The organism is Micromonospora sp. NPDC049102, from assembly GCF_043197485.1.
In the GTDB taxonomy this organism is placed as follows: Bacteria; Actinomycetota; Actinomycetes; order Mycobacteriales; family Micromonosporaceae; genus Micromonospora.
In genome coordinates, this window is record NZ_JBICTE010000001.1 from 472909 (window position 1) to 497401 (window position 24493).

Consider the following 24493-nt stretch of genomic DNA (forward strand, 5'->3'; position numbering starts at 1 on the left):
TTCACCCAGCGCTTGATGCGACCTACGGCACAATTCACCCAGGCGATCGGAGGGATCCGCTGTCCAATCCTGCCCGATCGCTCTCCGTGACGAATGCGATGGTCTGGAAGCGCACCGACGCGGCCCAGACATCGACCACCATACCTTCTTCCCGCAAAGACACAAGCAGGTGGACGCGACCCGATTCGCCCTCCTTCTGCCGTCGGCGGTCGTACCGCTCCCGGGCGGGCGGCGAAGCGCGGGATGGGCCGGGCCAGCCTCACAGGCAGATAAGCGGGCGACAGCGGGGACCAGCCGGCAGATCATGTACCGGTGCACGATGCCCTCGCCCGCCGCCAGGACGCCGCCACCCTGTGGAGCGTCAGGCCGAGCACGGCGGCCGACGTGATCGCGGCAGCATGTGACTGCCTCACGGCAGGCATGGACGGCCTGAATCTCCGGATCCTCGCAGGCATCTCGCCAACGAAGGGCGGCGAGAGCGACGAACTGCGGCGTTGGCTTGCAGACACCCTCGCGGAACTCTCGTTGACCTACTACCCCGAGGGCACCCGAGAGGGCCAGGAGGAAGCCCTCCGGATCATGGCCCGCCGCCTGCTCGCACAGACCATCACGCCCCCCGACCTCACCTCCTGGGCGTACCAGTTCATCACCTGGGACGGCACTCCCCTGGCGGAGGAACTCATCGGCCTTGCCATCGCCTACGACATCCTTGACTCCGGCTATGAAGGACACGAGGACAGCGGCAGCACCCGTGAGGATGTCGGCGCAAGCGTGATCGCCGAGGCGCGTCGCCTGATCGGTGGGGCCGCCATACCGTCCGAGCCGACCCCGTAGTTCTCGGCGTACGAGCACAGCAGCTCGATGAGGCGGCGCGGGATCGGAGCCGCACCAGCCCCGGCCCTTCAAGGCTTGACCACCGCCAGGTCCTCATCGACGTGCCCACGGCCAGTCGTCACTAGGTGGACCGAGCGGACCAAGCCGGACGAACGACAACGGCCCCCGATCAGCATCTCTGCTGGTCGGGGGCCGTGTCTGCACCTGGTGGCGGGTAGAGGATTCGAACCTCTGTAGCTTTCGCGACGGATTTACAGTGCGCCACTCGCACGCGCTTGACCTGCGCAAACAGTCAAGATGAACTAGTTCCTGACACGTCCGTGACACGTGCGGGCGGCCGAGACCCACCCGGCATGCTCCTCCCGCCGCAAGGTCAGGCTTGCCGCGCGGCATCGAGAAAGTTACACACCTCTAACGTATGGTCGGACCGTGACGACGCGCCTACCAGCTGGTCAGGTCTTCAAGGCCGGCGGCCTGCCCGAGATCACCTACAACCCCCGGACCCAGCTTGGGCTTGAAGAGATGGTGCAGGACTATCTCGACGAAAGACACCGAATCCTGTCTATCTCTGGACCCACGAAGACTGGCAAGACGGTCTTGGTCCGAAGGGTGCTGCGAGATCTTGACGCCATCAGAGTGTCCGGCGGCGACATCAAGAGCGCGGCGGACCTGTGGATCAACGTCGGTGACGACCTTGGTCTACAGACAGTCTATGAGAGCAGTCGCCAGTACACAGACACCGAGACTCGCACCCTGACGGGCGAACTGCAGGTGCCCGCCATCGGCAAGGCGTCGAGATCGGGCCAAGAGTCGACGGCTACGGCCCTAGCCGACAAAACTGGCAGAAGCAGACCAATCGAGGTAGCGGCACGGAGAGCCCTCCGGGAATCGCTGATACCCCTGGTGATCGACGATTTCCACTACATACCAGTAGAGGTTCAGACGGAAATCGTTCGCTCCCTCAAGGATTTGGTCTTCGATGGGCTGCCCGTGATCGTAATTGCGGTGCCGCACCGGGCATACGACGTAATCCGAGTCGAGCGAGAGATGACCGGCCGCGTCCAGCAGATGAAGATTGACTTCTGGTCCCAAGACGAATTGCGCGGCATTGCAAGTAAAGGGTTCGACGCCCTTAATGTAATTGATGAATCTGGGGTTATCGGCGAGCGCCTCGCTAGAGAATGTTTTGCCAGCCCCCACCTCATGCAAGACTTTTGCCTGCAAGCCGTAAAGCAGAGTGACGTTAGAGAGCGTCAGGAGAGTCCGAAGCTCCTACAAGAGCCACTGTGGGATTCCTTTTTCCAGGAGCGCTCAACTGCCGCCTCGAAGACGGCATTCGACATGCTCGCTAGAGGACCCCGCCAGCGTACCGACCGAAAGCCGAGGCGTCTCAAGAACGGCATGGTCGTGGACATCTACGGCGCTGTGTTGATGGCGATCGGCCGCACTGGTCCGCTGACAAGCATCACGTACGAGACTCTCCGTGCTGCCATGCGAGATATCGCAGGAGAGGAAGCCCCTCGCGGACAGGAGATTGCACGCATCCTCGACGAGATGTCGAAGATCGCGCGAGATCAAATCGATGGCGAGCCTGTGGTCGACTACGACGCCAAACTCACCACCCTGCATATCTCCGACCCGTACTTCGCCTTTTTCCTTCGCTGGAGAGCGGCGACCGAACTAGCCGAGCGGGTTGGCACGGTTCAAACCATGTTTCCCGAGTCAGAGACGATGAACAGCAGCCCAGCTACTCAAATTGCTGCCCTCAAGAAAGTTCCGGTACCCCCCAAGGTCAAGCCGAATCCGACATCGAAGTTCAAGGGGATTGGTAATAGGCGACGCAAAGGCCGTCGATAGGCGCCTCATGCAGGCATGAGTATCGCGGCACCTCAGCATTCCGAGGTGCCGCGAGCGCTACAACTCTGGCGGCAGCAGAGCGTGGGCTAGATCGCCCATGCTCGTGATGACTGCGTCAGCGCCAGCAAGCTGGAACGCTGCGATCTTCGGCACACGATTCGCGTATCCGATTACCCTAATCCCGGCGGCTTGAGCACCCTCAATGTCCGAGAGAGAGTCGCCAACAAGCACGCAGAGGCGCGGCGGTATTTCGAGAGTGCGGGCGGCTTGCAGGATCGGTTCGGGGTTGGGCTTCATGCGGGCCGGATCGGCGTACGCCCGGCCGATGACCGGTGACACGTGCTCGGCGAGCCGGTGCGCCGTGAGGTAGGCCGTCACCGCGCCGGCCGAGTTGTTACTCACCGCCGCCACCGGCATCCCGACCTGCCGGGCCGCCACGATGACCTCCCGGCCGTACGGCGTCGGTGCCGCAGTCTCGACGGCCCGGCGCTCAGCCTCGCAAAGCGCATCCTCCACCGCCCGCGTGACGCCGTGGTCGCCGGCCGCGCCTATGCGGCGCAGCACTTCGAGCGGGTCCGGCTCGCTGGCGAGGTCCGGTGGCACGTCGACCCCGCGCCGCCGAAGTACGTCCACCAGTTCGGCCGCGACCTGCGGCGCGGGATACCCGGCGAAGATGCTGCACACCGGCCCGTCGAAGTCGAGCAGCACCGCGCCGATCTCGCCGAGCAGGTGGCGTAGGTCGGCGCTCATCCGTCGTACCGGTAGGCGATGGTCGACCACACCGAGTCGAACCACTGGCGGGACGCCTCCACGAACTGCGTGCCGTGAGACGTGTCGTCGTCGGTCACGGCGTAGTGGAACAACGGCACGTCCTTGCCCATGAGGTCGTAGATCGCCATGGGCTCACCCTTGATCGAGACGGTGCGCTCGACCACCGGATAGAAGCCGTAGAAGACCTCTTCCCCGTTCAGGATGTAGAGCTTGAACAGGGGCGATGCTCGGTGCATCCGCACCTCTACCGTGGTTGAGCGGATCAGGCCGAGGTCGCCCAGCTCGGCTACCTGGTCGATGATCCCGTCAGCCGCCCGGCGCGTGATGCGCTCGGCACGCTCTCGCACCGCCGGATCGTCGGCCTGAGTCTCGGCCCGAGCCGGCAGCGCCATGGGCGCCGTCATGTCGGAGATCAGGACCCGCACCGCGATCGTCTCCGGCGCGAGCCTGCCAACCCGCACCTTGTCGAGCGCCTCGGCGAGCGCGTCTCGCAGCGTCTCGCCGGAGAACCCAGCGAAGTCGATGGTGACGTGCGGCCTCTCGAACGAGGCTTCGATGTGTGGCCGCAGCTCGACGGCCCGCTGCGTCTGCGCGCGGACAAACGCCCCGCTGCCCTGCCGGGACACGATCAGCCGCTCTGCTCGGAGCAGGTCCAAGGCTCGCTTGACCGTCTCCCGCGCCACGCCGTAGCGGGCGGCAAGGTCGGGCTGCGACGGCAGTTTGTCGCCGGGCGCGAGCCGGCGCGTGAGGATGGCCGCCCGCAGCTTGTTCGCGATCTGCTGCGAGGCCTGTTTGGGGTCGTCGGGGTCCAGCTCGCCGAGGAAGTCAAGGTTCTCACTCACCCGCTCACGGTAGCGCTGACTAGCCAAGTTGGGAAAGTTCGCCGCGCCCTCTTGACCTGACTAGCCAAGCCGGCTTACGTTCGTCGCGTTGCACCTGGCTAGCCAGGTACGACAAGCCGAACGGAAGTCGGAGAAGGTGGCGCACTGCGCTGCGCGCTCACGGGCCGGTCGTGTGGTCGTTCATTGAGAACTGAACAGCAGAAGCGCCGCGTAGATCCGTCTGCGGCATCCCCGCCTTGAGCCACACGGTGGCCGACCCCGGTAGATCCCGGGCGAGCGGGGCGAGCGGGCCGGATCTGGCGCGCGGTTGCTTCTGCCCCTGATTCCTGTTCGCCCGGGGTGCGGCCGATCTGGTCGCACCCCGGGGCTTTCCCCACTTCATCGACACACCGGAGGTTTCCCCGTGCGTACGCACCTTGCCGCCGCCACCGCCGAGCCGACCGCCGCCGACCTGGCCGGCATCGAGTCGGAGTGGCCGCTGATCGCGGCCGAACTGGACCTGCTCGACGCGGAAATCACGCTGATTTACGCCGAGGACCACGGCGGCCCGACCGCGCTGGACTGGCGGCGGTTGCGCCGGGCCGAGGCCCGCGTCACCCGCGCCGCCGACCTGACCGCCCGTACCGACCCGCGCCGCGCGGCCTGATGGCCCGCATCCGCGCCGCCTTCCACGACCCGGACGGAGCGCGGTACGGCATCCCCACCTACTGGTGGAAGGGTGCCCCGCCCGGCTACGCCACCCGCCGCCAACTGACCGCCGCTGGCCTACGCCCCGCCGGTCAACCCGTCGCCGCTCAGATCCTTTGGCGCGGCGTCGGCGGCACCCGCGCCGCCTACCTCTACCGGGTCGACCTGGCCGCGCCGAAACGCACCGCCACCCCCGCACAGCGCGCCGCGATCGGCAAGGCACTCACGGCCCGCCGCACCTGCCCGACCTGCCGCCAAGTGCGGCCCTACTTCATCCCGCGCTCGCTGGGCGAATGCCTCGCGTGCGCCTTCCCCCAGGAGGACGCAGCATGACCGCCCCCACCATCAACGGCACCCGCTACCCGCAACCGATCGAGGATCTGTTGCCCGCCGCCCGCACGCTGGACCTGCCGGACGGGGAGGTGTTCCCGTCGCGCAACCGGCTCATGCGGGAGTTCCGCATCGGAGCGCCGAAGGCTGCCGAACTACTGACGCTGCTCAAGACCACGCCCGCCGCGCCGCCGGCCGACACCACCGAGCCGGCCACCCCGGACCCGGCACCCGCGCCGGCCGCACCCGAGCCCGCGCCGCCGGTCGTACCGGACCCGACGCCCGCGCCGGAGATCACGCCGCCCGAGCCGGTCGAGCAGGTCGCGCCGGTCAGTCGCCCGGACACGCCTGCACCGCCCGCGCCGGCCCGGTCGGCGGTGGTGTGGCCGGTGGTGTTGCTGGCCCTGCCGGCGTTCGTCGCGATCTGGTCCGGGTGGGTTGGCCTCGGCGGACTCACCGGGTTCGGCATCGTGCACCCGCTCCCGGGGATCTGGGACAGCTTCTCCATCAACAGCGCGATCACGCTCCCGATCGGCGTGGAGACCTACGGCGCGTACGCCCTCTACGTGTGGCTGTCGGGTCGGGTGCCGGACCGGGCGCGGACGTTCGCCAAATGGTCCGCCCTCGGTTCCCTCGCCATCGGCGCGCTCGGCCAGGTCGCCTACCACCTGCTGGAGGCCGCCGGAGTCACCTCGGCCCCGTGGTGGATCACCACCGCCGTCGCGTGCCTGCCGGTCGCGGTGCTCGGCATGGGTGCCGCCCTCGCGCACCTCGTTCGCACGCACGACTAGCGCCGCCCGGCGGCACGGCCCCTGGCTCGCAACCTGTGCCGTGCCGCCGGTCCTCTGCCCATCCGCCAGATGACATCAGGGAGAGAACACCCATGATCCCCCGCCGCGCGGCCTCCGCGCACTCCTACACCGTGCTGCTTCCGTGTGGCAAGCACTACGCCACGGTCTGGGGCAACGCCCCCGCGCCTACCACCTGCGACGACTGCCCGCCCCACACCCGCTGACCGGAAGGGAGCGCCCCATGTCCGTACGTCCAACCGTCCCCACCGTGCACGCGCACAGCCGGCACTTCACCGCTTCCGCCGTCGTCATCGACCCGGCTACCCGGCGGGTGCTGCTGATCGACCACAAGGCATCCGGACTCCGGCAGTTCCCCGGCGGGCACGTCGACCCCGACGAGACCGGCGATGAGGCCGCGATCCGGGAAATCCACGAGGAAACCGGCGTGGTCGCCACCGTGTGGACGCCGGGCGGCTACGACGTGCCCGGTGCCCGCCGGGTGCATCCGGTGCCGTTCATGGTCGCCGAGTTCGTCGCGCCGCCGAAGCCGCACAAGGGCGAACCGGCACACCACCACATCGACCTGCTGTACATCGCCACGGCCGACAGCACCGCCCCGATCACCACCCAACCGGCCGAAGTCGACGGCGCGGTCTGGCTACCACTCGACACGCTCACCACCGCCGCCGCGCGGGCCGACGTGCCGCCGGTCGCCGCCGCCGCGTGGCAAGCCCTCACCGGCCAGACGCTCTGACCGCTTCCGCCGTCACCGGCCCACCGTCCGGTGACGTGCGGTGGCCGCCGGACCCTCTGGCCGCCGGAAAGGACATCCCCGTGACCGCCCTGACCTGCCCTGCCTGCGGCAACCGCACCAACTGGCGCAACGTCACCGTCACCAGCTCCGGCGTCACCGCGACCTGCGGCGACTGCGGCACCACCGTCAGCCGGTGATCCTGCCCGGCGGCGCGGCCTCACGGCCTCGACAACCTGGCCGCGCCGCCGGCCCTCACCCCCGACCCTCACGGATCAGATGGAGGAAACACCATCATGACGTCCCCCCGAGATGATGACCGTTTCGACTGGCAGGCCGCCGAAAACGACCTGACCGACCCGACCGCCGGCCCGGACGCCGAGGTGGTCGACCTGGACGCGGCGCGGCGGCGGAAGCCGGATGCGCGGACGTTCGCGGTGGACCTGGATGACGAGTCCGACGACCTGGACGACGACACGCCGCCGCTGGTGGACCCGCCCGCGGTTTCCGAGCCGTCGGGTTTCGCGGCGGTGTTGGCGGGCCGTTCGGCGATGCGCCGGCCGATCGTGCCGGCGTGGCTGCGGTCGCGTTCCGAACTGCTCACGGCGGGCCGGTGGGCGCTGTCGCACACCGCGCACGTGTCCGCGTACCACCTGACCCGCGCGCCGAAGTACGCCGGGCGGTTGACCTGGCGGGCACCGTTCGGTGTGGCCCGGCTGCTCGGCGCGACGCTGCGGTGGGCATCGGACGCCGAAGGCATTCCGGTCCGCCTCGCCGCCGTACGGCAGGAGAACGCCGAGCTGTACTTGAAGCTGTCGCGCCAACGTGACGCGCGGGTGCGGTGGCGCTCGCTGGTCGTGTCGGCGGTGCTGCTGCTCGGCCTGCCGACGGTGGCGGTGCTGGCGGTGCTGGCCGGGTCGTGGCAGCGGTGGCTGATGCTGGCCGCCGCCGTGGCGGTGTTCGGGCTGGCCGGGTCGCCGAAGGACAAGCCGCTGCTCGACGTGGCGGCGGTGACGCCTCGGGCGCGGCGGCTGTCGGCCGACGTGGTGACTCGGGCGTTCCTGGCCGCTGGGCTCTGCAAGCCCGATGACCTGATCACGTTCCCGATGCCCATCATGCGCGACGGTCCGGGCTGGCGGGCGGTGGTTGACCTGCCGTTCGGCATCACCGCTGACAAGGCCGTGAAGCGGCGTACCGAGCTGGCCGCCGGCCTGGACCTGGATGAGGTGCAGGTGTGGCCGGAGCGGGTGCGTGGCACCACCGGATCGGCGCGGCGGCTGTCGTTGTGGGTCGCCGATGAGGACCCCTACGCCACGCCGTCGGGGCTGTGGCCGCTGATCGACAAGGGCATCGTGGACATCTTCACGGCGTTCCCGTTCGGTCAGGACCAGCGCGGGCGGGCCGTGCCGCTGCTGCTGATGTTCACGTCGCTGCTGGTCGGCGCGATCCCGCGCATGGGTAAGACGTTCGCCGCGCGCCTGCCGGTGCTGGCCGCCGCGCTGGACGCGTCGGTGGAGCTGCACATCTACGACGGCAAGGGTGGTCAGGACTGGCGGGCGTTCGAGCGCATCGCCCACCGCGCCGGGTTCGGTGTGCGTGATGACGTGGTGCTCGCCTTGGTGGAAGACCTGCAGGCGCTGGTGGCCGACATGAACCGCCGCTACGACACCATGGCCACCCTGCCGCCGGACCTGTGCCCCGAGTCGAAGGTGACCCGCCAGATCGCCGACAAGCGGTCGCTCAAGCTGTGGCCGGTGCTGGTCGCGATCGATGAGTTCCAGCGCTACAGCGGGCACGCGGAGTACGGCAAAGAGATCGTGGAGTTGCTGACCGAGCTGTGCAAGGTCGGCCCGTCGGTCGGGATCATCATCCTGCTCGCCACCCAGAAGCCGGACGGCAAGGCCGTGCCGACGGACCTGCGCGACAACATCGGTACCCGCTTCGCGCTCAAGACCATGACCTGGCAGTCATCCGAGGCGGTGTTGGGTGCCGGGTCGTACCCGGCCGGCTACGACTCGTCGCGGTTCCAGCGCGCTCACAAGGGTGTGGGCATCCTGCTCGGCGCGGACGACTCCGGCGCGGTGGAAGAGGCCGTGACGGTGCGGACGAACTTCGCCAAGACCGAACACGTGGAGCGGGTCATCACTCGCGCTCACGCGCTCCGGCAGGCCGCCGGCACCCTCACCGGCCACGCGATCGGGCAGGCACCCGAGGTGGCCGCCGGCACGGCGGACACCCTGCTCGACGACATCCTCGCCGTGGTCCCGCCGACCGAGCCGAAGGTGTGGTCCGAGACGGTCGTCGCGCGGCTGGCCGAGCTGCGACCCGACCTCTACGACGGGTGGGAGCCGGGCCAGTTGGCCGCCGCGCTCAAGCCCTACCGGGTGCCCGTCGGCCGGCAGGTGTGGGGCACCGACCCGAGCACCGGCAAGGGTGCCAACCGCAAGGGCATCCATCGCGACGACATCACCACCGCCGTAACCGAGCGTGACCGCAAGCGGAAGGCCGGCTAGCCCAACGCGGGCCGCTAGGTCTAGCGCCTCGATCCGCTAGACCTAGCGGCACCGCTAGCCCTTAATCCCAAACCCCATCAGGACGCTAGCGATCTAGCGGCCTAGCTGCTCTACACCCGAAAACCCCCCGTGGAGGCACTTGTGGACTCCCTTGCCATGATCGCTAGCGCCCCCTGCCTCATCCTGACCGTGCTCACGCTCGGTTACCTCATCCGGTGCGCGGCCGACCCGTTCGGACCCTGCCGACGCTGCAACGGCACCGGCCGACTGCGCACCATCACCGGCCGCCGCACCTCGCCGTGCCCCCGCTGCGACGCCACCGGCCGCCGCATTCGCCTCGCCGTGCACGTCTTCAACCGCATTCAAGACGAACACCGCCGGGGCAACCGATGAACCGCCGACCCCGCGACGGACACACCGACTGGTGCGGCCAAGACCACCGCTGCGGCCTCGGCGAGCACCGCTCCGACGAAATCGTGGTCGACGTCGCCGGCCTCTCCCGCGCCGTACTCGTACGCGTACGCACCGCCTCGGGGCGCGAGCACGCCGAGGTGCGCGTCAGGGTCGCGCTCGCGTCGTCCGACCTGGCCGCCCGCCGGCAGTTGGTCGGCCTGCTCGGCGACCTGCGGCACGCGGTGACCCGGGCCGCGCTCACCGCACAGCCGCGACCCGGGCGGGCCGGGCGGTGAGCGGCGGGCGGTGCGGCCACTGGATCGGCCCCGCCGGCCGCTACTGCCACAACCCGGACCATCTGCGCCCGTACCTGCAAGGGCTGCGCTGCCCCGCCCACACCCCGGCCGCGCTGGCCGGGCGGCCCGAGCCTGCGTCGATTCCACTGCACCCGTTCACCAGCAAGGAAGGGAGGCACCCCGTGCCGACCACCGACCTACTCACCGCCGCGCTCGCCCACGCCGGGCGCGGCTGGTACGTCTTCCCGCTGCGTCCCGACGACAAGCGGCCCGCGTTCCCCGACCACACCGCCGACGACTGCACCGGCCGCGACCCGCGCTGCCGTGCCGCCGGGCACCACCTCGGATGGGAACCGCGCGCCACCACCGACGCGGACCGCATCCGCCGCGCGTGGACGCACCGCCCGTACGGGATCGGCCTGGCCTGCGGCCCTTCCCGTCTCGTGGTGGTCGACCTCGACACCCCGAAGGACAACGCCACCGGGCCGACCGGCCTCGACACCCTCGCCCACCTGGCCGCCACACACGCCACGGTCATCGAACCGACGTACACCGTCACCACCGGGCGCGGCGGCACGCACCTCTACTACCGGCACCCGGACGACGGGCCGGACCTGCGCAACACCGCCGGGACGCTCGGGCCGCTGGTCGACACCCGCGCTCACGGCGGCTACGTCGTGGCCGCCGGGTCGACGGTGGCGGGTCGGCCGTACCACGTCGACCTGGATACCGACCCCGCGCCGCTGCCCGGGTGGCTCGCCACCCGTCTGGCACCGGCGCCGCTTCCGCCGCAACGCCCGGTGGTGGTGTCCCTGCCCACCGACCGCAGCGGCGCGTACGTCCGGGCCGCGATCACCCGTGAAGTCGACCGAGTGACCACCGCGCCGGCCGGAGAGCGTAACCGCTGCCTCTACATCGCCGCCGTGGCGCTCGGGCAACTCGTGGCGGGCGGCGCGCTCGCCGAGGACGACGCACACAGCGTGCTGGAACAGGCGGGGGTGACGGCCGGGCTGCGCACCGCCGAGGCGTACCGCACCGTCCGATCCGGCCTCACCGCCGGTGCCCGCCGGCCCCGGCAGGTGGCCGCATGAGCGCCGCCCGACTGCACCTCGTCACCGACGCACCCGACGCCACCGGCGAGCCGGCCACGGGCGGCCCGCTGTGGGATGTTCCAGTGCCCCTGAACGGGCCGACCACCGCGCCGCCGCCGTTCCCGGTCGACGTGTTCCCCCGCTGGCTCGGCGACATGGTGACCGGCGTCGCCCGCTTCACGCAGACCGATCCGGCGATGGCCGGCACCCTCGCCGTCGCCGTGCTCTCCGCGTGCGCGGGTGGCCGCCTGGAAGTCGAGCCGGTCGGCGGGTGGCGCGAGCCGGTCAACGTGTTCGCCGCCGTCATCGCCGGCCCCGGCGAACGCAAGTCACCCGTCCACCGGGCCATGACCGCGCCGCTGTTCGCCGCCCAATCGACCCTCGGCGAGGCGATGCGGCCTCGAATCGCCGAGGCTGCGGCGTTGCGGGACATCGCCGACCGGCACGCCGAACAGGCCAAAGCCGCAGCGGCCAAGGCCAGCGACCCGGGCAAGCGCGATGAGGCCGCCGCCGAGGCGGTAGCCGCCGCTATCGCGGCCGAGGCGATCACCGTTCCCGGCCTGCCCCGCCTGATCGTGGACGACGCCACCCCCGAGGCGCTCATCGGGTTGATGGCCGCCAACGGCGGACGCATGGCGATCATCAGCGATGAGGGAGGCATCTTCGACACCCTCGCCGGCCGCTACTCCGGCGCACCGAACCTTGACCCCTACCTCAAAGGCCACGCGGGACAGCCAATGAGCAACGAACGGCAGACCCGCGAGGGTGCCTCGGTCGACAAACCGGCGCTGACCGTGTGCGTGATGGCGCAACCCTCGGTGCTGCGCAAGTTCGGCGGGAACGCCGACCTCGCCGGGCGTGGCCTGCCGGCCCGGTTCCTGTTCGCCCTGCCCCGGTCGCTGGCCGGGTATCGGTTGGTCGATACCGAGCCGGTGCCCGAGCAGGTGACGGCCGGCTACCGGCACCGGGTGCACGACCTGGCCGCCACCCTCGCCGAGTGGGAAGACCCCGCCGTCGTCACCCTCACCCCCGAGGCCGGACGGGTGCGCCTCGCCGCCGCACAGGAGGTGGAAGCGCAGCTACGCCCCGGCGGAACGCTGCACGACATGCGCGAGTGGGGCAACAAACTCTCCGGCGCGACGCTGCGCCTAGCCGGGTTGCTGCACGTCGCCCACCACCCCGCCGACGCGTGGCGACGCCCCATCGACGCCGACCGGATGACCGACGCGGTGAGGCTGGCCGAGTTCTTCGCGGCGCACTACCGAACGGCGCTGACCACGATCGGCAGCGACACCGCGATGGAGAACGCCCGGTACGTGCTCGGCGTGCTCACCACCAAGGGCATGACCACGTTCACCCGCCGGGAACTACACCGCAAGGTGTCCCGCCGGCTGCCGAAGTCGGACGAGGTGTCGGCGGTGCTCGCCGAACTGGCCGCCCTGGGCTGGGTCCGCAACGGGCCGGACGGCCGGTACGAGTTGCACCCCCGCGCCGTTGCGGAGGACCCCAGAAGCGTTGACACGTTGACACCAGCCCCAACCGGCGACGTTTCCGCAGCTCAGGCCACGTCCGAAGGTGTCAACGCCCCCCGTTGACAGCCGTTGACAGGCGTTGACAACCCGCCGCCGGCCCAACCGGTGTCAACGGGTGTCAACGCCTGTCAACGCCCCCCGTTGACACCACCACACCCGCCCTCACCTGCGGAAACGCTCGCCCGGCCGCCGATTGTCAACGTGTCAACGCCTCCCGACCCCTCCCGGCAGCGCCGGACGGCCGACCCGGCCGCCGGCACCCCCGAAACGGCCCGCTGAGAGCGCCTGAGAGCACTAGGCCCTACGCCTTACACCAGGACGCTCCGAATCTTGGCTCTACGACGCTCTCAGCGGGCCGCTCTACGCCCTTCTGCCGCGATGCCTAACCAACCCTCCACACGCGACCCGTGCCGACCGGAAGGCGCTCACCGTGCGAATCAGGCTGCACGGCACACCCGCTGAAACAGCCGCAGCGCTCGCCGCCATCGCCCAAGTGCTGCACATCCAGCAGGTCAGCCGGCCCTACCCCGACCGCCGATCCCCGCTGTTCCAGCGCATCTACCTCCACGCCACCCCAAGGGAGGACACCCGACCATGACCACCGCCCGCCGCACCCCGACCGGGAACCTACTCACCCTCGCCGAAGTCCTGGACGAACTACGCGTACCCCGCTCGACCTTCTTCCGCTGGAAGGCCACCGGCCGCGCCCCCCGAACCATCAAGTACCCAAACGGCAGCCTGTACGTCCGCCGCCGCGACCTTGACAACTGGCTCAACGACCACGAAGAGGCAGCATGAGCACCTACGACGTACGGGTCTACAGCATCCAGAAACGGCAGCTCACCAAGGGCTTTTCCTACGGCGTGCGCTGGAAGGTCGCCGGCAGGCCGTTCCGCGACACGTTCGCCACCCGCGCGCTCGCCGAGAGCTTCCGGTCGAAGCTCGTGGTGTCCCAGCGGGAAGGCGTGGCGTTCGATGAGGCCAGCGGCCTTCCCGAGCCGATGGCGCGCGCGCTCAACGCCCGGTCGTGGTACGAGCACGCGGTGGCCTACGTCGACATGAAGTGGCCGCGCGCGTCGGCGAAGCACCGCAAGGGCATCGCCGAGACGCTGGCCACCGTCACTCCGGCGCTGCTGGCGACCGACCGGGGCGTGCCGAGCGAGAAGGCGATCCGTGCAGCGCTCTATGGCTGGGTGTTCAACAGGGCTCGCCGAGACGCTGGCGAGCCGCCCGCCCATCTGGCCGCCGCCGTGCGCTGGCTCAAGGCCAACACCGTCGACCTGACGGCGCTCGCCGACGCTGCCTTGGTGCGGAAGGCGCTCGACACGCTTGCCCTGCGGATGGACGGTGCTCCCGCGTCGCCCAGCACGATCGCCCGTAAGCGGGCTGTCTTCTCCGGCGCTCTCAAATACGCCGTTGAGCTGCGGCTACTCGACGCGCATCCGATGACCCTGGTGAGCTGGACCGCGCCGAAAATGGCCGATGAAGTCGACCGGGGAGCGGTGGTCAATCCCGATCAGGCTCGGGCACTGCTCGCCGAGGTAGGACGCAGCGTGCCCGAACTGGAAGCGTTCTTCGGGTGCATGTACTACGCCGCGCTGCGGCCCGAGGAAGTGCTCCACCTGCGCGAAGACGAGTACGAGCGACCCGCTCAGCCTGACGGGTGGGGCGTACTGCACCTGACCGGCTCGACGGTGGCCGTGGGACGGGATTGGGGCGATGGAGACGACACAGCCGAGGAACGAGGGCTCAAGCATCGGGCAAAGGCAGCGACGCGGGACGTGCCAGTTGCGCCCCCGCTGGCGCGGTTGCTCGATCACCACATCAAGGAGTACCCGCCGGGATCGAACGGCAAGCTGTTCGTGACCCGACGCGGCCCCGGCGGGCGGTACGTCCCCACCGCCGGTCAGCCGATCCCGAATAACACCTACGGGAAGGCGTGGCGCGACGCGAGGGCAAAGGTGCTCACCCCTGCACAACAACGCTCCCCGCTGGCCCGGCGACCGTACGACCTGCGGCACGCCGCCGTGTCGCTCTGGCTCAACGCGGGGGTGCCGGCTACCCAGGTCGCCGAGTGGGCCGGGCACAGCGTCCACGTCCTCATGCGGGTCTACGCCAAATGCGTTTACGGGCAGGAAGAAGCCGCACGAATGCGGATCGAATCCGCCCTCAAAGGGGAGCAGTAAAAGTGTTGGAGGTCACATTTCAGGATCGGCGCGTCACGCAGAGTTGCGCCATACCGGCCGGTTACCCTGCTGCGGTGCTGCGAAGCGTTTAGCACCGCAGCAGGAGCAGTCAAGAGGGTTTGACGATAATTATCCGGTCAAACTGGACGACCTTTGGTTACGCTCCGTGCAATACCATGCGTGTTTTTATGACTCTCCGTACTTGCGACGCCGTTACGGACGCGCTGCAATAGAGGCAGCGAGCGGAGAGTCGCCCATCTAGGCACAAAAAAGCGGCACCCGGCTGGACCCCGGATGCCGCTGCGGCTCTCTGCTTCAGAACGCCCGCTGAGGAATTCGGAGCAAGGAGACCATGTGCCGAAGCTAGCAAGGCCGGCAAACGGAAGCAATGCGCGTTCTCGCCGCGCCCAGACGCGTTGCAACCATCCGAACTACTGGATGAAGGCGTTGCCGGGAGTCCTCACCAGTCTCGCCATGGTCATCGGAGCTGTGACCGGACTCGTGCGGCTGTTCCTCTAGCAGCGGGACGAGGGGAGACGGAATCGACTTGATCTCGGTGACACGCATGTGACACAGCCAGCGAGATCGAGCGGGCTAAAGCAGGACTGAGTGAGACTCACAGAAAGAGGCCCCTGACCGGCGTTCACGCTGGTCAGGGGCCTCTTTCTGCACCTGGTGGCGGGTAGAGGATTCGAACCTCTGTAGCTTTCGCGACGGATTTACAGTCCGCTCCCATTGGCCGCTCGGGCAACCCGCCAGGGCACCCCACCGCGTCGCAACGCGGCGGCGGAAGCAAGGATAGCGGCTCGCCCCGGGACCGGTGCAACCGGGTACGGTCAGGGGGTCGTGCCGCTGGTCGGCGGCCGACTGCACGTCCCAGACCGCCGGACAGCAGGAGCAGAAGCATGCCAGCGAACCCGTCTTTCGACATCGTGAGCAAGGTCGACCGCCAGGAGGTCGACAACGCCCTCCGGCAGGCGGAGAAGGAGCTCGCGACGCGGTTCGACTTCCGCGGCACGGGCGCGGAGATCTCCTGGTCGGGCGAGGAGGCGATCGGCCTTCAGGCGGAGACCGAGGAGCGGGTGCTCGCCGCGCTGGACGTCTTCAAGGAGAAGCTGGTCAAGCGCAACATCTCGTTGAAGTCGCTGGACGCGGGTGAGGCGCGCCCGTCCGGCAAGGTGTTCAAGATCGACTGCAAGGTGATCCAGGGCATCGAGACGGACAAGGCCAAGGCGATCAGCAAGAAGATCCGCGACGAGGGCCCGAAGGGCGTGCAGGCGCAGATCCAGGGTGACCAGCTGCGCGTCACCGGCAAGAAGCGGGACGACCTCCAGGCGGTCATCTCCCTGCTCAAGGGCGAGGACTTCGGCGTCGCCCTCCAGTTCACGAACTACCGGTAAGCGCGGGGTCGTCGACCGTCAGCGGTCGACCCGGTACCAGTGAGCGGTCTCCCCCGGGATCGGCGTCAGTCGGACGCGGGCGCCGCCCGGGTCGTCGAGGATGCGTACGCCGTCGCCGAGCAGCACCGGCGCGAAAAAGATCAGGATTTCGTCGAGCAGGCCGGCTCGCAGGCACTGCTTGGCGATGTCCGCGCCGAGCACGTTGACGTACCTGTCGCCGGCGGCTTCCTTGGCCTGTGCGACGGCGCGGTGCAGGTCGTCGGCGAAGGTGACGCCTTCGGGCGGGTCGTCGGGTGGACGGTGGGTGAGGACCACCACCGGCCCGTGGTACCGGCCGCCGAAGGCGCCTTCGCTGTCGGTGCCACGGTTCGGGTCGTCGCCGCCGAAGGTGCGATTGCCGGCGAGGATCGCGCCGACGTTGGCCAGGACACGGTCCGCGGTCGGGTTGTCGCCCGTGATGTGTTCGGTCAGCCAGGACATGTCACCGCCGGGGCCGGCGATGTAGCCGTCGAGTGACGCGGTCGCCGAGTAGAGCAGCTTTGCCATGGTTCCCCTCTCGTCGACGACCAGTCTGGTGCACCACACCGACAGTCCCCGGAAAACGCGGGAGAAGGTCAGACCGGAACGGGCTCGTCGGCGCGTACCGCCTGGTTCTCCGCGCGGGCGATGGGCCCGGCGGGCAGCGCGGCGACCGCGGCTCCGACGGCCACCGCCGCCCCGGCGAAGACGAAGGCCCACGGCACCCCGCCGGCGTGGTCCACGATCAGGCCGGCCACCGCGCCGCCGGCGGCGCTCGCCGCCACGGCGACCGTTACGACCCAGGTGTACGCCTCGTTCAGCATGCCCGTCGGGGCGATCCGCCCGACCAGGGTGTTCTCCAGGGTCAACGCCGGCGCGATGGTGGCCCCGCCGACGACCAGGGCGACGCCGAGCGCCAGCGGCGTGGGCATCACCGCGAACACCACGAAGGTGCCGGCCAGCGCGGCGAGCAGCAGGGCGAACTGGCGGGTCATGTTCGGCGACGGCCGGCGGACACCGAACCAGAAGCCGCCGATCGCGCTGCCGATCCCCCAGACGGCCAGGAGCAGCCCGGCGAGGCTCTCCGGGTCGTTGGTGGTGGCGTTGCTCGCGTACGCGGGGACGATGACGCCGGCGGCGCCGAACGCGATGCCCAGCCCGGCCACGCAGACCAGCAGGGCCGGGAAGCCGCCGACGCGCAGTGGGCCGAGTCCGCGGGCGTGGTGTTCGCTCGGGTGTGGACGCCAGCCGCGCATCACCCGGCCGAGGGCGACGGCGGCGGTGCCGACCAGGGTGACGACCGCTGCCCCGATCAGCGCGGCGGCCGCGTCGGCGACCAGCACGAAGCCGGCCACGAGCAGCGGGCCGAGCACGAACACGATCTCGAACAGTGAGGTCTCCGCGGCAAGGGCGGTGTTGCGTAGGGCGTACCGGCCGGAGGCGGGGCTGGTCAGCTCGTTCCAGGCGCCGCGGATGGCGGCGGTCAGCGGCGGGTACGTCGCACCGGCGACGCCGGCCGTCAGGTAGATGGCGGCGAGGGCGTCGTCACCCGAGCGGCTGGCCAGCAGCAGCCCGATGAGCGCGAGCGGGTGGGCCACGGCGGTGACGAGCAACACGGGGCTCGGGCCGACCCGGTCGGCGATCCGACCGGCCACCGGGCTGAGTGCGGCACCGGCGACGGCGTAGATGCCGCCGGCGACGGCGGCCAGCGCGTACCGGCCGGTCACCTGCTCGACCACCAGCAGCAGCGCCAGCGGCGTCATGCCGATCCCGAGCCGCCCGATGATGCCGGTGACCAGCAGGATCGGCGCACCGGGAATCCGCCAGACACCCAGGTACTGGCGCAGTGCGGCCACGGGATACACCTCCGCCGGGACAGGTAACGGGTAGAAGCCTTGTCGACCCTAACTCCCGAGGTCAGGCCATGGATGGTCGATCCGCTCACAGGAGCGCAGTGGGTGGGACTGACCGAGCAGTCACAAAGGGGGTAGGTTGCTGATCGAATTGGGTCCATACGCCGGCACCGCACGATGAGGCAGGAGGTCCGATGTCCGGGACTACCACCGCACCTCTGCGAGTCGAGATCTATTCGCTGTACGGCGATGCCAAACCCAGTGAAGCGGCCTCGCCCAGCCTGCGCGGCTCCCTGCCGGCCCGGGCCGTCCAACAGTGCCCGCCGGTCGCCGCCGGCTCGGGATTCGGCTGGTACGTCTACCCGCCGGCCGACTTCGCGCTCCGCTGGGACGGTCAGGACACCGAGTGGACCCTGCTGGAGGAGAACGAGCCGACAGGATGGCGTTCGCTCGCCGGCGGTTACGACGGCAAGCTGCCGGACGCGGCCGGCCAGTTGCAGGCGGCGCCGGAGCAGTTCCACGGCGACCTGGACATCTTCGACCGGTACGGCGCGAGCATCCCGTTCCTGGATGCCGACCCGCGCGCCGCCAACACGGTCGAGCTGGTCAGCGGCGTGGTGGCGCGTACGTCCCCGGGCTGGTGCCTCATCGCCCGAGGCGTGCCGAACTGGCCTGCCCAGCGTGGCCTCCAGCTCTACGAGGGCGTGGTGGAGACCGACTGGTACACCTCGCTCCTGCCCACCATCCTGCGACTCACCGAGGTCGGGCAGGTGGTGCGCTTCTACCGGAACATTCCCCTCATGTGCCTGCAGCCGGTGCACCGGTCGACGTTGGAGGCTTTCCGCGACGCCGAACTGGCCACCGGGGAGGGGCTGCCGGCGTGGCCGCAGGACGTCTGGTCGGACTTCGTGGCGCTGCGCCGCCGCCGCCAGGACCCGGAGATCCGCAGCAGCTACCGCCGGGAGCAGGCCCGCCGGTCCCGGGACAACGCCTCCTACCAGCCAATCGGGGTAGTGGAAGCCGACCAGACGACCTGATGCGCGACACTGAAGAACAGCTCACCCCTTCGCCCGGCTACCGGGCACTGTTCCGACATCCGGTCGCCTCCCGACTGGTCATCGCCCGCGGCATCTCGGAGCTGGGTGACTTCGTGGGCCTGGCCGCTCTGCTGCTGCTCGCGTACGACCAGACGAACTCCGTCCTCGGCCCGGCCGCGGTCTACGCCGCGCGTACCCTGCCGGCCCTGCTGGTCGCCACCGTCTTCAGCGGCTGGTTGGACGTGCCGGCCCGCCGTACCCTCCTGGTCTGGCTGTCGGTGGTCGGCGCCGCGCTGATCGCCGTGCCCGCGGCGGTCCCCGAGCCGGTGCCGGCGATCGTGGCGGCCGGTCTGCTCGGGGCGGTACGCGCCGCCTACGCGAGTGTCAACGTCGCTGTCGTCGCCGAGGCGGTGGACTCTCCGCTGCGGCTGCCACTGTTCGGCCTCAGCGCCTTCGCCAACCAGGCGGGTCAGGTGGTCGGCCTGCTCGCGGGAGCCAGCCTGACCGTGGCGCTCGGCTCCCGGGTGGCGCTGCTTATCGACCTCGCCTCGTTCCTGGTCGCCGCGGTCGTCCTGGCCGGGCTGCCGAAGCGACCCCACCGCGTACGCGGACCTCGTCCGCCGGCGACCGCGGGTGTCCGGATCATCGCCGGTCACCCCGTGCTGCGGGGCGTCGCTGTGCTCACGCTGGCCACGGTGCTGTCCGGCGCGCTGCCCGAGACCCTCGCACCGGACCTCGCCCGTGGGGCCTGGCGTCCCACCCTGCTGGCGGCGTCGGCGCTGGGAGGGGCGGTCTTCGTCCTGTGGGTGGGCCGATCCCGCTGGCTGGGTCGGCTGGCCGGCCAGGTGGTCGTGGCCGCCGCGCTGTCCGGAGCGTTGCTGCTGACCGGTGTGCTGGTCGCCGTCGACGCGCCGCTGTGGGCGCTGACGGTGGGCAACGCGTTGATCGGCGCGGGTGGTGGGTGGCTGATCGGTGCGCAGGCCACGTTCGCCCGGTTGGCCCCTCCCGAGCGGATGGGGCAGGTCGAGGCGACGATCGTCGCGGCCAACATCGTGACCTCGGGAATCGGCATCTTCCTGTTGGGTGGTGTGGCCGCCGTGCTCTCGCCCGCCGCGTCGTACCTCACGGCCGGTGTCGTCCTGCTCGTCGTCGTGCTGCTGACCCGACCGGATCGGCCGTCCGTACCGGATTGACCCGGAGACGACTCCACCCGCGTCCGTCGCGGACGCGGGTGGAGTACGGGATTCGACGGGTCAGCGCTGGAACTGCACCGGCCCCGAATTGGCGGCCATCCGCTCCAGGCGGGCGACCCGGTCCTCCATCTTGGGGTGGGTGGAGAAGAGGGCGGCCACCGCGCCACCGGCGAACGGGTTGGCGATCATCAGGTGGGCGCTGCTGGTGAGCGTGCCCTGAGCCGGCAGCGGGCGTCGCCGGGCCACCGCGTCGATCTTGCGCAGGGCGCTGGCCAGCGCCAGCGGGTCCCGGCTCAGCTCCGCACCCGACTGGTCCGCCTGGAACTCGCGGCTCCGGCTGATCGCCAACTGGATCACGGTGGCCGCGATCGGGCCGAGGATAAGGGTCAGCAGCAGCACGGCCGGGTTCGGCGAGTCCTCGTCGTCCCCACCGCCCAGGGGGATGAACCAGGCGATGTTCGCCAGGAACGTGATGATGCCGGCGAGACCGGCCGCGACGCTGGAGATCAGGATGTCCCGGTTGTAGACGTGGGACAGCTCGTGCCCGATCACACCACGAAGCTCCCGGTAGTCCAGGACCTCGGTGATGCCCTGGGTCACGCAGACCGCGGCGTGCTGCGGGTTACGCCCGGTGGCGAACGCGTTGGGCTGCGCGGTCGGGCTGACGTACAGGCGCGGCATCGGCTGTCGAGCCTCGGTGGCCAGCTCGCGCACCATGCGGTACAGCTCGGGGAACTGTGCCTCGGTGACCGGTTGCGCCCGCATCGAGCGCAGCGCGATCTTGTCCGAGTAGAAGTAGGAAACGCCGTTCATGACCAGCGAGATGAGGACGGCGATGACCAGGCCGCCACTGCCACCGAACCCGTAGCCCACCGCGAGGATCAGCGCGGTGAGCAGGCCGAGCAGCGCGGCGGTCTTCAGACGGTTGTGGTGCACGATCTCTCCTTCGGTGCGCGGATCGCCTCGATCCGCTGACCGGTACAACAACCCGATACCCGTCAACCATCCGTCGGAACGCTGAGAGTTGACTGAGACCCGCGTCAGCGGGCGGCGAGATCCAGCACGAGCTGCGGGGCGACCCCGAGCACCACGGCGGCCACGGTGGCCACCGCCAGCACCACCGCCACCACACCCACCAGGGGTACGGCCACCACACCGTCCGCGCCCGCCGAGGGCGTCGACGTCGGCGTGGGCGTCGCCGCCCAGAGGCCGGCGGTCACCCGCAGGTAGTAGGCGAGCCCGATCACCGCGTTCAGCGCCACCACCAGCGCCAACCAGGCCGCGCCGCCGTCCAGCAGCGACCGGACCACCGTCACCTTCGCGAACAACCCGGCCAGGCCCGGCGGCAGACCCGCCAGGCCCACCAGCGCGAGGCCGAGGGCGGCACCCCGCCACGGGTGTCGGCGGGCCGCGCCGCGCAGGTCGTCAAGCGTCCCGCCGTCCGCCCCCACCGGGCGCAGCGCGGTCACCCCGGCGAACGCCGCCAACTCCAGCACCACGAAGAACACGGCGTACGCCACCGCTGCGGCGTACGCGGCCGACCGCGCCTCGCCCGTACGGCCGGCGGCCAGCGCCAGCGCACCCAGCGGGGCGAGGATGTAACCGGCCTGCGCGACCGAGGACCAGGCGAGCAGCCGGACGGTACGCCGCTGACGCAGTGCCACCAGGTTGCCGACGGTCATCGTGAGCACCGCCAGTAGGGCGAGCACCGGCCCGGTCTGGTCCGCCGGCAACGCCCGCTGCACCACGGCCAGCAACGCCACCAGGCCGCCCAGCTTGGACGCCGTCGACAGGTACGCGGCGACCGGCAGCGGAGCGCCGTCGTAGGTGGCCGGCGCCCAGGCGTGGAACGGCACCGCCGCCACCTTGAAGGCCAGTCCGAGCAGCAGCAGCGCCACGGCGGCGGTGGTCAGTGGCAGGTCGCGCAGCTCCGGGCGCTCGGCCAGCAGCGCGCCGACCCGGTCGAGGTGCAGGCCGCCGGTCACCGCGTACAGCAGCGCCGCGCCGAGCAGCGTCAGCGTGGTGGCCACCACGCTGACCACGAAGAACGTCACCGCCGCCTCGGCGCTGGCCAGGCTGCCCCGGCGCAGGCCCACCAGCACGTACAGCGGGAGGGTCAGCGTCTCCAACGCCACGATCAGGGTGATCAGGTCGCCGGCCGCGCCGAGCACCACGCCGCCGGTCATCGAACAGGCGAGCAGGAAGGCGTACTCCCCCACCGGTGACCGGCCGGCCCGCAGCGCCGGCACCGACAACCCGAGCACGCCCAGGGTGAGCAGCGCCACCACCGTGCCGACCAGGGCCGCCCGGCCGCCGAAGACCCACGAGCAGTCGCCGGCGACGCAGAACGTCCGCCGCTCCCCGCCCGCACCGACCAGCGCCGAGCAGACGGCGGTACCGAGCGCCCCGAGCGCGGCCACCGCGACAGTGGCGCGGGGCCGCGCCAGCACGAGGTCGACGACCAGCACGAGTACGGCGGTGCCGGCGGCCAGGTACGCCGGCAGCAACGCCACGCTGTCCACGCTCTGCACGACGCTCATCGGACCACCCTCGGTCCCGGACGCGGCGCTTTCCTCGTGCTCACCTGTGGATCACCTCGATGAGGGCGTCGACGGGTGCCTCGGCAACGCCCAGGACCAGCGCCGGAACCAGGCCGATGGCCAGCGCGAGCAGCACCAGCGGCGACCACGCGGTCAACTCCGCGCCGGCCAGTCCCGCGCCGACGCCGCTCACCGGAGGGCTCGGCCGGCCGTGGGTGACCTGACGCAGCAACCGCAGGAAGTACGCGGCCGTGAGCGCGCCGCCGATCGCCGCCAGCACCCCGAGGGTCAGCCACAGCGGGCCGCCCACCTGGATCGCCGCGACCACCGCGAACGCCTCCCCCCAGAAGCCGGCCAGCCCGGGCAGGCCCAACGACGCGATGGCCGCGAACGCCAGCAGGCCGGCCAGCCGGGGCGCGGTCTCCCGCAGGCCGGACAGATCGGCGAGAGCACCCGTACCGGTGCGGTCCTTCACCGCACCGGCCAGGAAGAACAGCAGGCCGGTGATCACACCGTGCGCGACGTTGCCGATCAGGGCAGCCTGAATGCCGGTGGCGGTCAACGTGGCGACGCCCAGCAGGACGAAGCCCATGTGCCCCACGCTGGAGTACGCGATCAGCCGTTTCACCTCGGTCTGGGCCAGGCAGACCAGCGAGCCGACCAGGATCGCCGCGACCGCCAGCACACCGAGCACCGGCGCGGCCCAGCGGGCACCCTCCGGCGCCACCCCCACCGCCACCCGGATCAGCCCGTACGTGCCCATCTTGAGCAGCACACCCGCCAGCACCACGCTGCCCACCGTCGGGGCCTGCGTGTGCGCGTCGGGCAGCCACGAGTGCAACGGCCAGAGTGGACTCTTCACCGCGAACGCGAGCGCGAACAGCGTGAACGCGGCCAACTGGGTGCCCCGGGACAGCCCTGCCCCACCGGTCAGCGCCACCACGTCGGCGGTGCCCGCGGCGGCGACCACGACGTACACGCCGACCAGCAGCAGCACCGAACCGACGAGCGTGTAGAGCACGAACTTGCGGCCGGCCCGACGCCGGTCGGCACCGCCCCAGCCGGCGATGATCGTGTACATCGGCAGCAGGACGACCTCGAAGAAGAGGAAGAACAGCACCAGGTCCAGGGCGAGGAACGTGCCGAGGATGCCCACCTCGACGAGCAGCAGCAGCGCCACCAGCGCCCGGCCGCTGCCGCCGTCGGGCACCCGCCACAGCGAGTACGCGCAGCAGAGCAGCGTGAGCAGCGCGGTCAGCACCACCAGCGGCCAGGAGATGCCGTCGACGCCGAGGTGGAACCGCAGATCCAGACCGGGCACCCAGGGCAGGTCCACCTGGTGCCAGGGGCGCACCGCAGGCGTACCGGCCGACCAGGCGAACCACCCCCGCCCACCGGACACCAGTGCCACGGCCGCCAGCAGGGTCAGCGCCGCCGCGACCGTGCCGACGACCCGCGCCGCCCGGTCCCGGGGTGTCGCCGCCACCGCGACCGCGCCGAGCGCCGGCACCACCAGCACGGCGACGAGCAGAACCTGCCCCAACGTCATCGGACCGCCTCTGTTCGCGACTGCGGGGC

General features: G+C 70.4%; 25 protein-coding genes and 1 tRNA gene. 18 read left to right on the forward strand and 8 right to left on the reverse strand.

Going from position 1 to position 24493, the window contains the following annotated elements; genetic code table 11:
• Window positions 1–312: 312 nt before the first annotated feature.
• Window positions 313–834 carry a hypothetical protein gene (locus ACGFH9_RS02275; RefSeq protein ID WP_393213981.1) on the forward strand — a complete coding sequence of 174 codons (522 nt, stop codon included), beginning with the start codon at window positions 313–315 and terminating at the stop codon, window positions 832–834.
• Window positions 835–1263: 429 nt separating this feature from the next.
• A complete protein-coding gene (locus ACGFH9_RS02280; protein WP_393213984.1) occupies window positions 1264–2691 on the forward strand; it encodes an AAA family ATPase in 1428 nt (475 codons plus the stop codon).
• A gap of 57 nt (window positions 2692–2748) precedes the next feature.
• Here the strand turns inward: ACGFH9_RS02280 and ACGFH9_RS02285 are convergent, their stop codons facing one another.
• Together ACGFH9_RS02285 and ACGFH9_RS02290 are read right to left on the reverse strand one after the other, a co-directional pair.
• Window positions 2749–3441: an HAD family hydrolase gene (locus tag ACGFH9_RS02285; protein ID WP_393213987.1), complete on the reverse strand. Its 693-nt coding sequence runs from the start codon at window positions 3439–3441 to the stop codon at window positions 2749–2751.
• Window positions 3438–4304 (reverse strand): GntR family transcriptional regulator, encoded by an 867-nt coding sequence (locus ACGFH9_RS02290; RefSeq protein WP_393213990.1) that lies wholly within the window; start codon window positions 4302–4304, stop codon window positions 3438–3440. Before ACGFH9_RS02290 ends, ACGFH9_RS02285 begins: the two co-directional genes overlap by 4 nt.
• A gap of 403 nt (window positions 4305–4707) precedes the next feature.
• On the opposite strand from ACGFH9_RS02290, the gene ACGFH9_RS02295 reads away from it, so the two are divergent.
• The 13 genes from ACGFH9_RS02295 (at window position 4708) to ACGFH9_RS02355 (ending at window position 14874) form a co-directional block, all read left to right on the forward strand.
• A complete protein-coding gene (locus tag ACGFH9_RS02295; RefSeq protein ID WP_393213993.1) occupies window positions 4708–4950 on the forward strand; it encodes a DUF6284 family protein in 243 nt (80 codons plus the stop codon).
• The gene (locus ACGFH9_RS02300; RefSeq protein WP_393213996.1) at window positions 4950–5324 is read left to right on the forward strand and encodes an RRQRL motif-containing zinc-binding protein; all 375 of its coding nucleotides are present in this window, start codon (window positions 4950–4952) and stop codon (window positions 5322–5324) included. The genes ACGFH9_RS02295 and ACGFH9_RS02300 overlap by 1 nt, the downstream gene beginning before the upstream one ends.
• On the forward strand, window positions 5321–6112 hold the full coding sequence (locus ACGFH9_RS02305) for an ABC transporter permease (protein ID WP_393213999.1): 792 nt from the start codon (window positions 5321–5323) through the stop codon (window positions 6110–6112). Before ACGFH9_RS02300 ends, ACGFH9_RS02305 begins: the two co-directional genes overlap by 4 nt.
• Window positions 6113–6204: 92 nt before the next feature.
• A complete protein-coding gene (locus ACGFH9_RS02310; RefSeq protein WP_393214002.1) occupies window positions 6205–6336 on the forward strand; it encodes a hypothetical protein in 132 nt (43 codons plus the stop codon).
• 17 nt (window positions 6337–6353) lie between these two features.
• Window positions 6354–6866 carry an NUDIX hydrolase gene (locus ACGFH9_RS02315; protein WP_393214005.1) on the forward strand — a complete coding sequence of 171 codons (513 nt, stop codon included), beginning with the start codon at window positions 6354–6356 and terminating at the stop codon, window positions 6864–6866.
• A 293-nt stretch (window positions 6867–7159) separates the two neighbouring features.
• Window positions 7160–9376 (forward strand): cell division protein FtsK, encoded by a 2217-nt coding sequence (locus ACGFH9_RS02320; RefSeq protein WP_393214008.1) that lies wholly within the window; start codon window positions 7160–7162, stop codon window positions 9374–9376.
• A gap of 156 nt (window positions 9377–9532) precedes the next feature.
• Window positions 9533–9769: a hypothetical protein gene (locus ACGFH9_RS02325; protein ID WP_393214011.1), complete on the forward strand. Its 237-nt coding sequence runs from the start codon at window positions 9533–9535 to the stop codon at window positions 9767–9769.
• Window positions 9766–10065 (forward strand): hypothetical protein, encoded by a 300-nt coding sequence (locus tag ACGFH9_RS02330; RefSeq protein ID WP_393214014.1) that lies wholly within the window; start codon window positions 9766–9768, stop codon window positions 10063–10065. The genes ACGFH9_RS02325 and ACGFH9_RS02330 overlap by 4 nt, the downstream gene beginning before the upstream one ends.
• A 146-nt stretch (window positions 10066–10211) precedes the next feature.
• Window positions 10212–11156 (forward strand): bifunctional DNA primase/polymerase, encoded by a 945-nt coding sequence (locus ACGFH9_RS02335; RefSeq protein WP_393214241.1) that lies wholly within the window; start codon window positions 10212–10214, stop codon window positions 11154–11156.
• Window positions 11153–12751: a YfjI family protein gene (locus ACGFH9_RS02340; RefSeq protein WP_393214017.1), complete on the forward strand. Its 1599-nt coding sequence runs from the start codon at window positions 11153–11155 to the stop codon at window positions 12749–12751. Before ACGFH9_RS02335 ends, ACGFH9_RS02340 begins: the two co-directional genes overlap by 4 nt.
• A 367-nt stretch (window positions 12752–13118) precedes the next feature.
• Entirely contained in the window at window positions 13119–13286 is a 168-nt protein-coding gene (locus tag ACGFH9_RS02345; RefSeq protein WP_393214020.1) for a hypothetical protein, read from the forward strand.
• Window positions 13283–13486, forward strand: a complete 204-nt coding sequence (locus ACGFH9_RS02350; protein WP_187691360.1) for an AlpA family transcriptional regulator — start codon at window positions 13283–13285, stop codon at window positions 13484–13486. The genes ACGFH9_RS02345 and ACGFH9_RS02350 overlap by 4 nt, the downstream gene beginning before the upstream one ends.
• Window positions 13483–14874 carry a tyrosine-type recombinase/integrase gene (locus ACGFH9_RS02355; RefSeq protein ID WP_393214023.1) on the forward strand — a complete coding sequence of 464 codons (1392 nt, stop codon included), beginning with the start codon at window positions 13483–13485 and terminating at the stop codon, window positions 14872–14874. The genes ACGFH9_RS02350 and ACGFH9_RS02355 overlap by 4 nt, the downstream gene beginning before the upstream one ends.
• A 673-nt stretch (window positions 14875–15547) precedes the next feature.
• Here ACGFH9_RS02355 and ACGFH9_RS02360 read toward each other — a convergent pair.
• A tRNA-Tyr gene (locus ACGFH9_RS02360) sits at window positions 15548–15631 on the reverse strand.
• Between the two features lie 148 nt (window positions 15632–15779).
• Here ACGFH9_RS02360 and ACGFH9_RS02365 point away from each other — a divergent pair.
• Window positions 15780–16274: a YajQ family cyclic di-GMP-binding protein gene (locus ACGFH9_RS02365; RefSeq protein ID WP_355624422.1), complete on the forward strand. Its 495-nt coding sequence runs from the start codon at window positions 15780–15782 to the stop codon at window positions 16272–16274.
• A gap of 18 nt (window positions 16275–16292) precedes the next feature.
• Here the strand turns inward: ACGFH9_RS02365 and ACGFH9_RS02370 are convergent, their stop codons facing one another.
• Both ACGFH9_RS02370 and ACGFH9_RS02375 read right to left on the reverse strand, forming a co-directional pair.
• Window positions 16293–16820, reverse strand: coding sequence for a dihydrofolate reductase family protein (locus ACGFH9_RS02370; protein WP_393214026.1), 528 nt, complete (start codon window positions 16818–16820; stop codon window positions 16293–16295).
• 68 nt (window positions 16821–16888) lie between these two features.
• The gene (locus ACGFH9_RS02375; RefSeq protein WP_393214029.1) at window positions 16889–18148 is read right to left on the reverse strand and encodes an MFS transporter; all 1260 of its coding nucleotides are present in this window, start codon (window positions 18146–18148) and stop codon (window positions 16889–16891) included.
• A gap of 191 nt (window positions 18149–18339) precedes the next feature.
• On the opposite strand from ACGFH9_RS02375, the gene ACGFH9_RS02380 reads away from it, so the two are divergent.
• Both ACGFH9_RS02380 and ACGFH9_RS02385 read left to right on the forward strand, forming a co-directional pair.
• Window positions 18340–19182 (forward strand): DUF6065 family protein, encoded by an 843-nt coding sequence (locus ACGFH9_RS02380; protein ID WP_393214032.1) that lies wholly within the window; start codon window positions 18340–18342, stop codon window positions 19180–19182.
• Window positions 19182–20375 carry an MFS transporter gene (locus ACGFH9_RS02385; protein ID WP_393214035.1) on the forward strand — a complete coding sequence of 398 codons (1194 nt, stop codon included), beginning with the start codon at window positions 19182–19184 and terminating at the stop codon, window positions 20373–20375. Before ACGFH9_RS02380 ends, ACGFH9_RS02385 begins: the two co-directional genes overlap by 1 nt.
• Before the next feature lie 60 nt (window positions 20376–20435).
• Here the strand turns inward: ACGFH9_RS02385 and htpX are convergent, their stop codons facing one another.
• The 3 genes from htpX to ACGFH9_RS02400 all read right to left on the reverse strand — a co-directional run bounded on the left by htpX (window position 20436) and on the right by ACGFH9_RS02400 (window position 24464).
• A complete protein-coding gene (gene htpX, locus ACGFH9_RS02390; protein WP_355242233.1) occupies window positions 20436–21311 on the reverse strand; it encodes a zinc metalloprotease HtpX in 876 nt (291 codons plus the stop codon).
• A gap of 104 nt (window positions 21312–21415) precedes the next feature.
• Window positions 21416–22915: an NADH-quinone oxidoreductase subunit N gene (locus ACGFH9_RS02395; protein ID WP_393214039.1), complete on the reverse strand. Its 1500-nt coding sequence runs from the start codon at window positions 22913–22915 to the stop codon at window positions 21416–21418.
• A gap of 40 nt (window positions 22916–22955) precedes the next feature.
• Window positions 22956–24464 (reverse strand): NuoM family protein, encoded by a 1509-nt coding sequence (locus ACGFH9_RS02400; RefSeq protein WP_393214042.1) that lies wholly within the window; start codon window positions 24462–24464, stop codon window positions 22956–22958.
• Window positions 24465–24493: the final 29 nt, after the last annotated feature.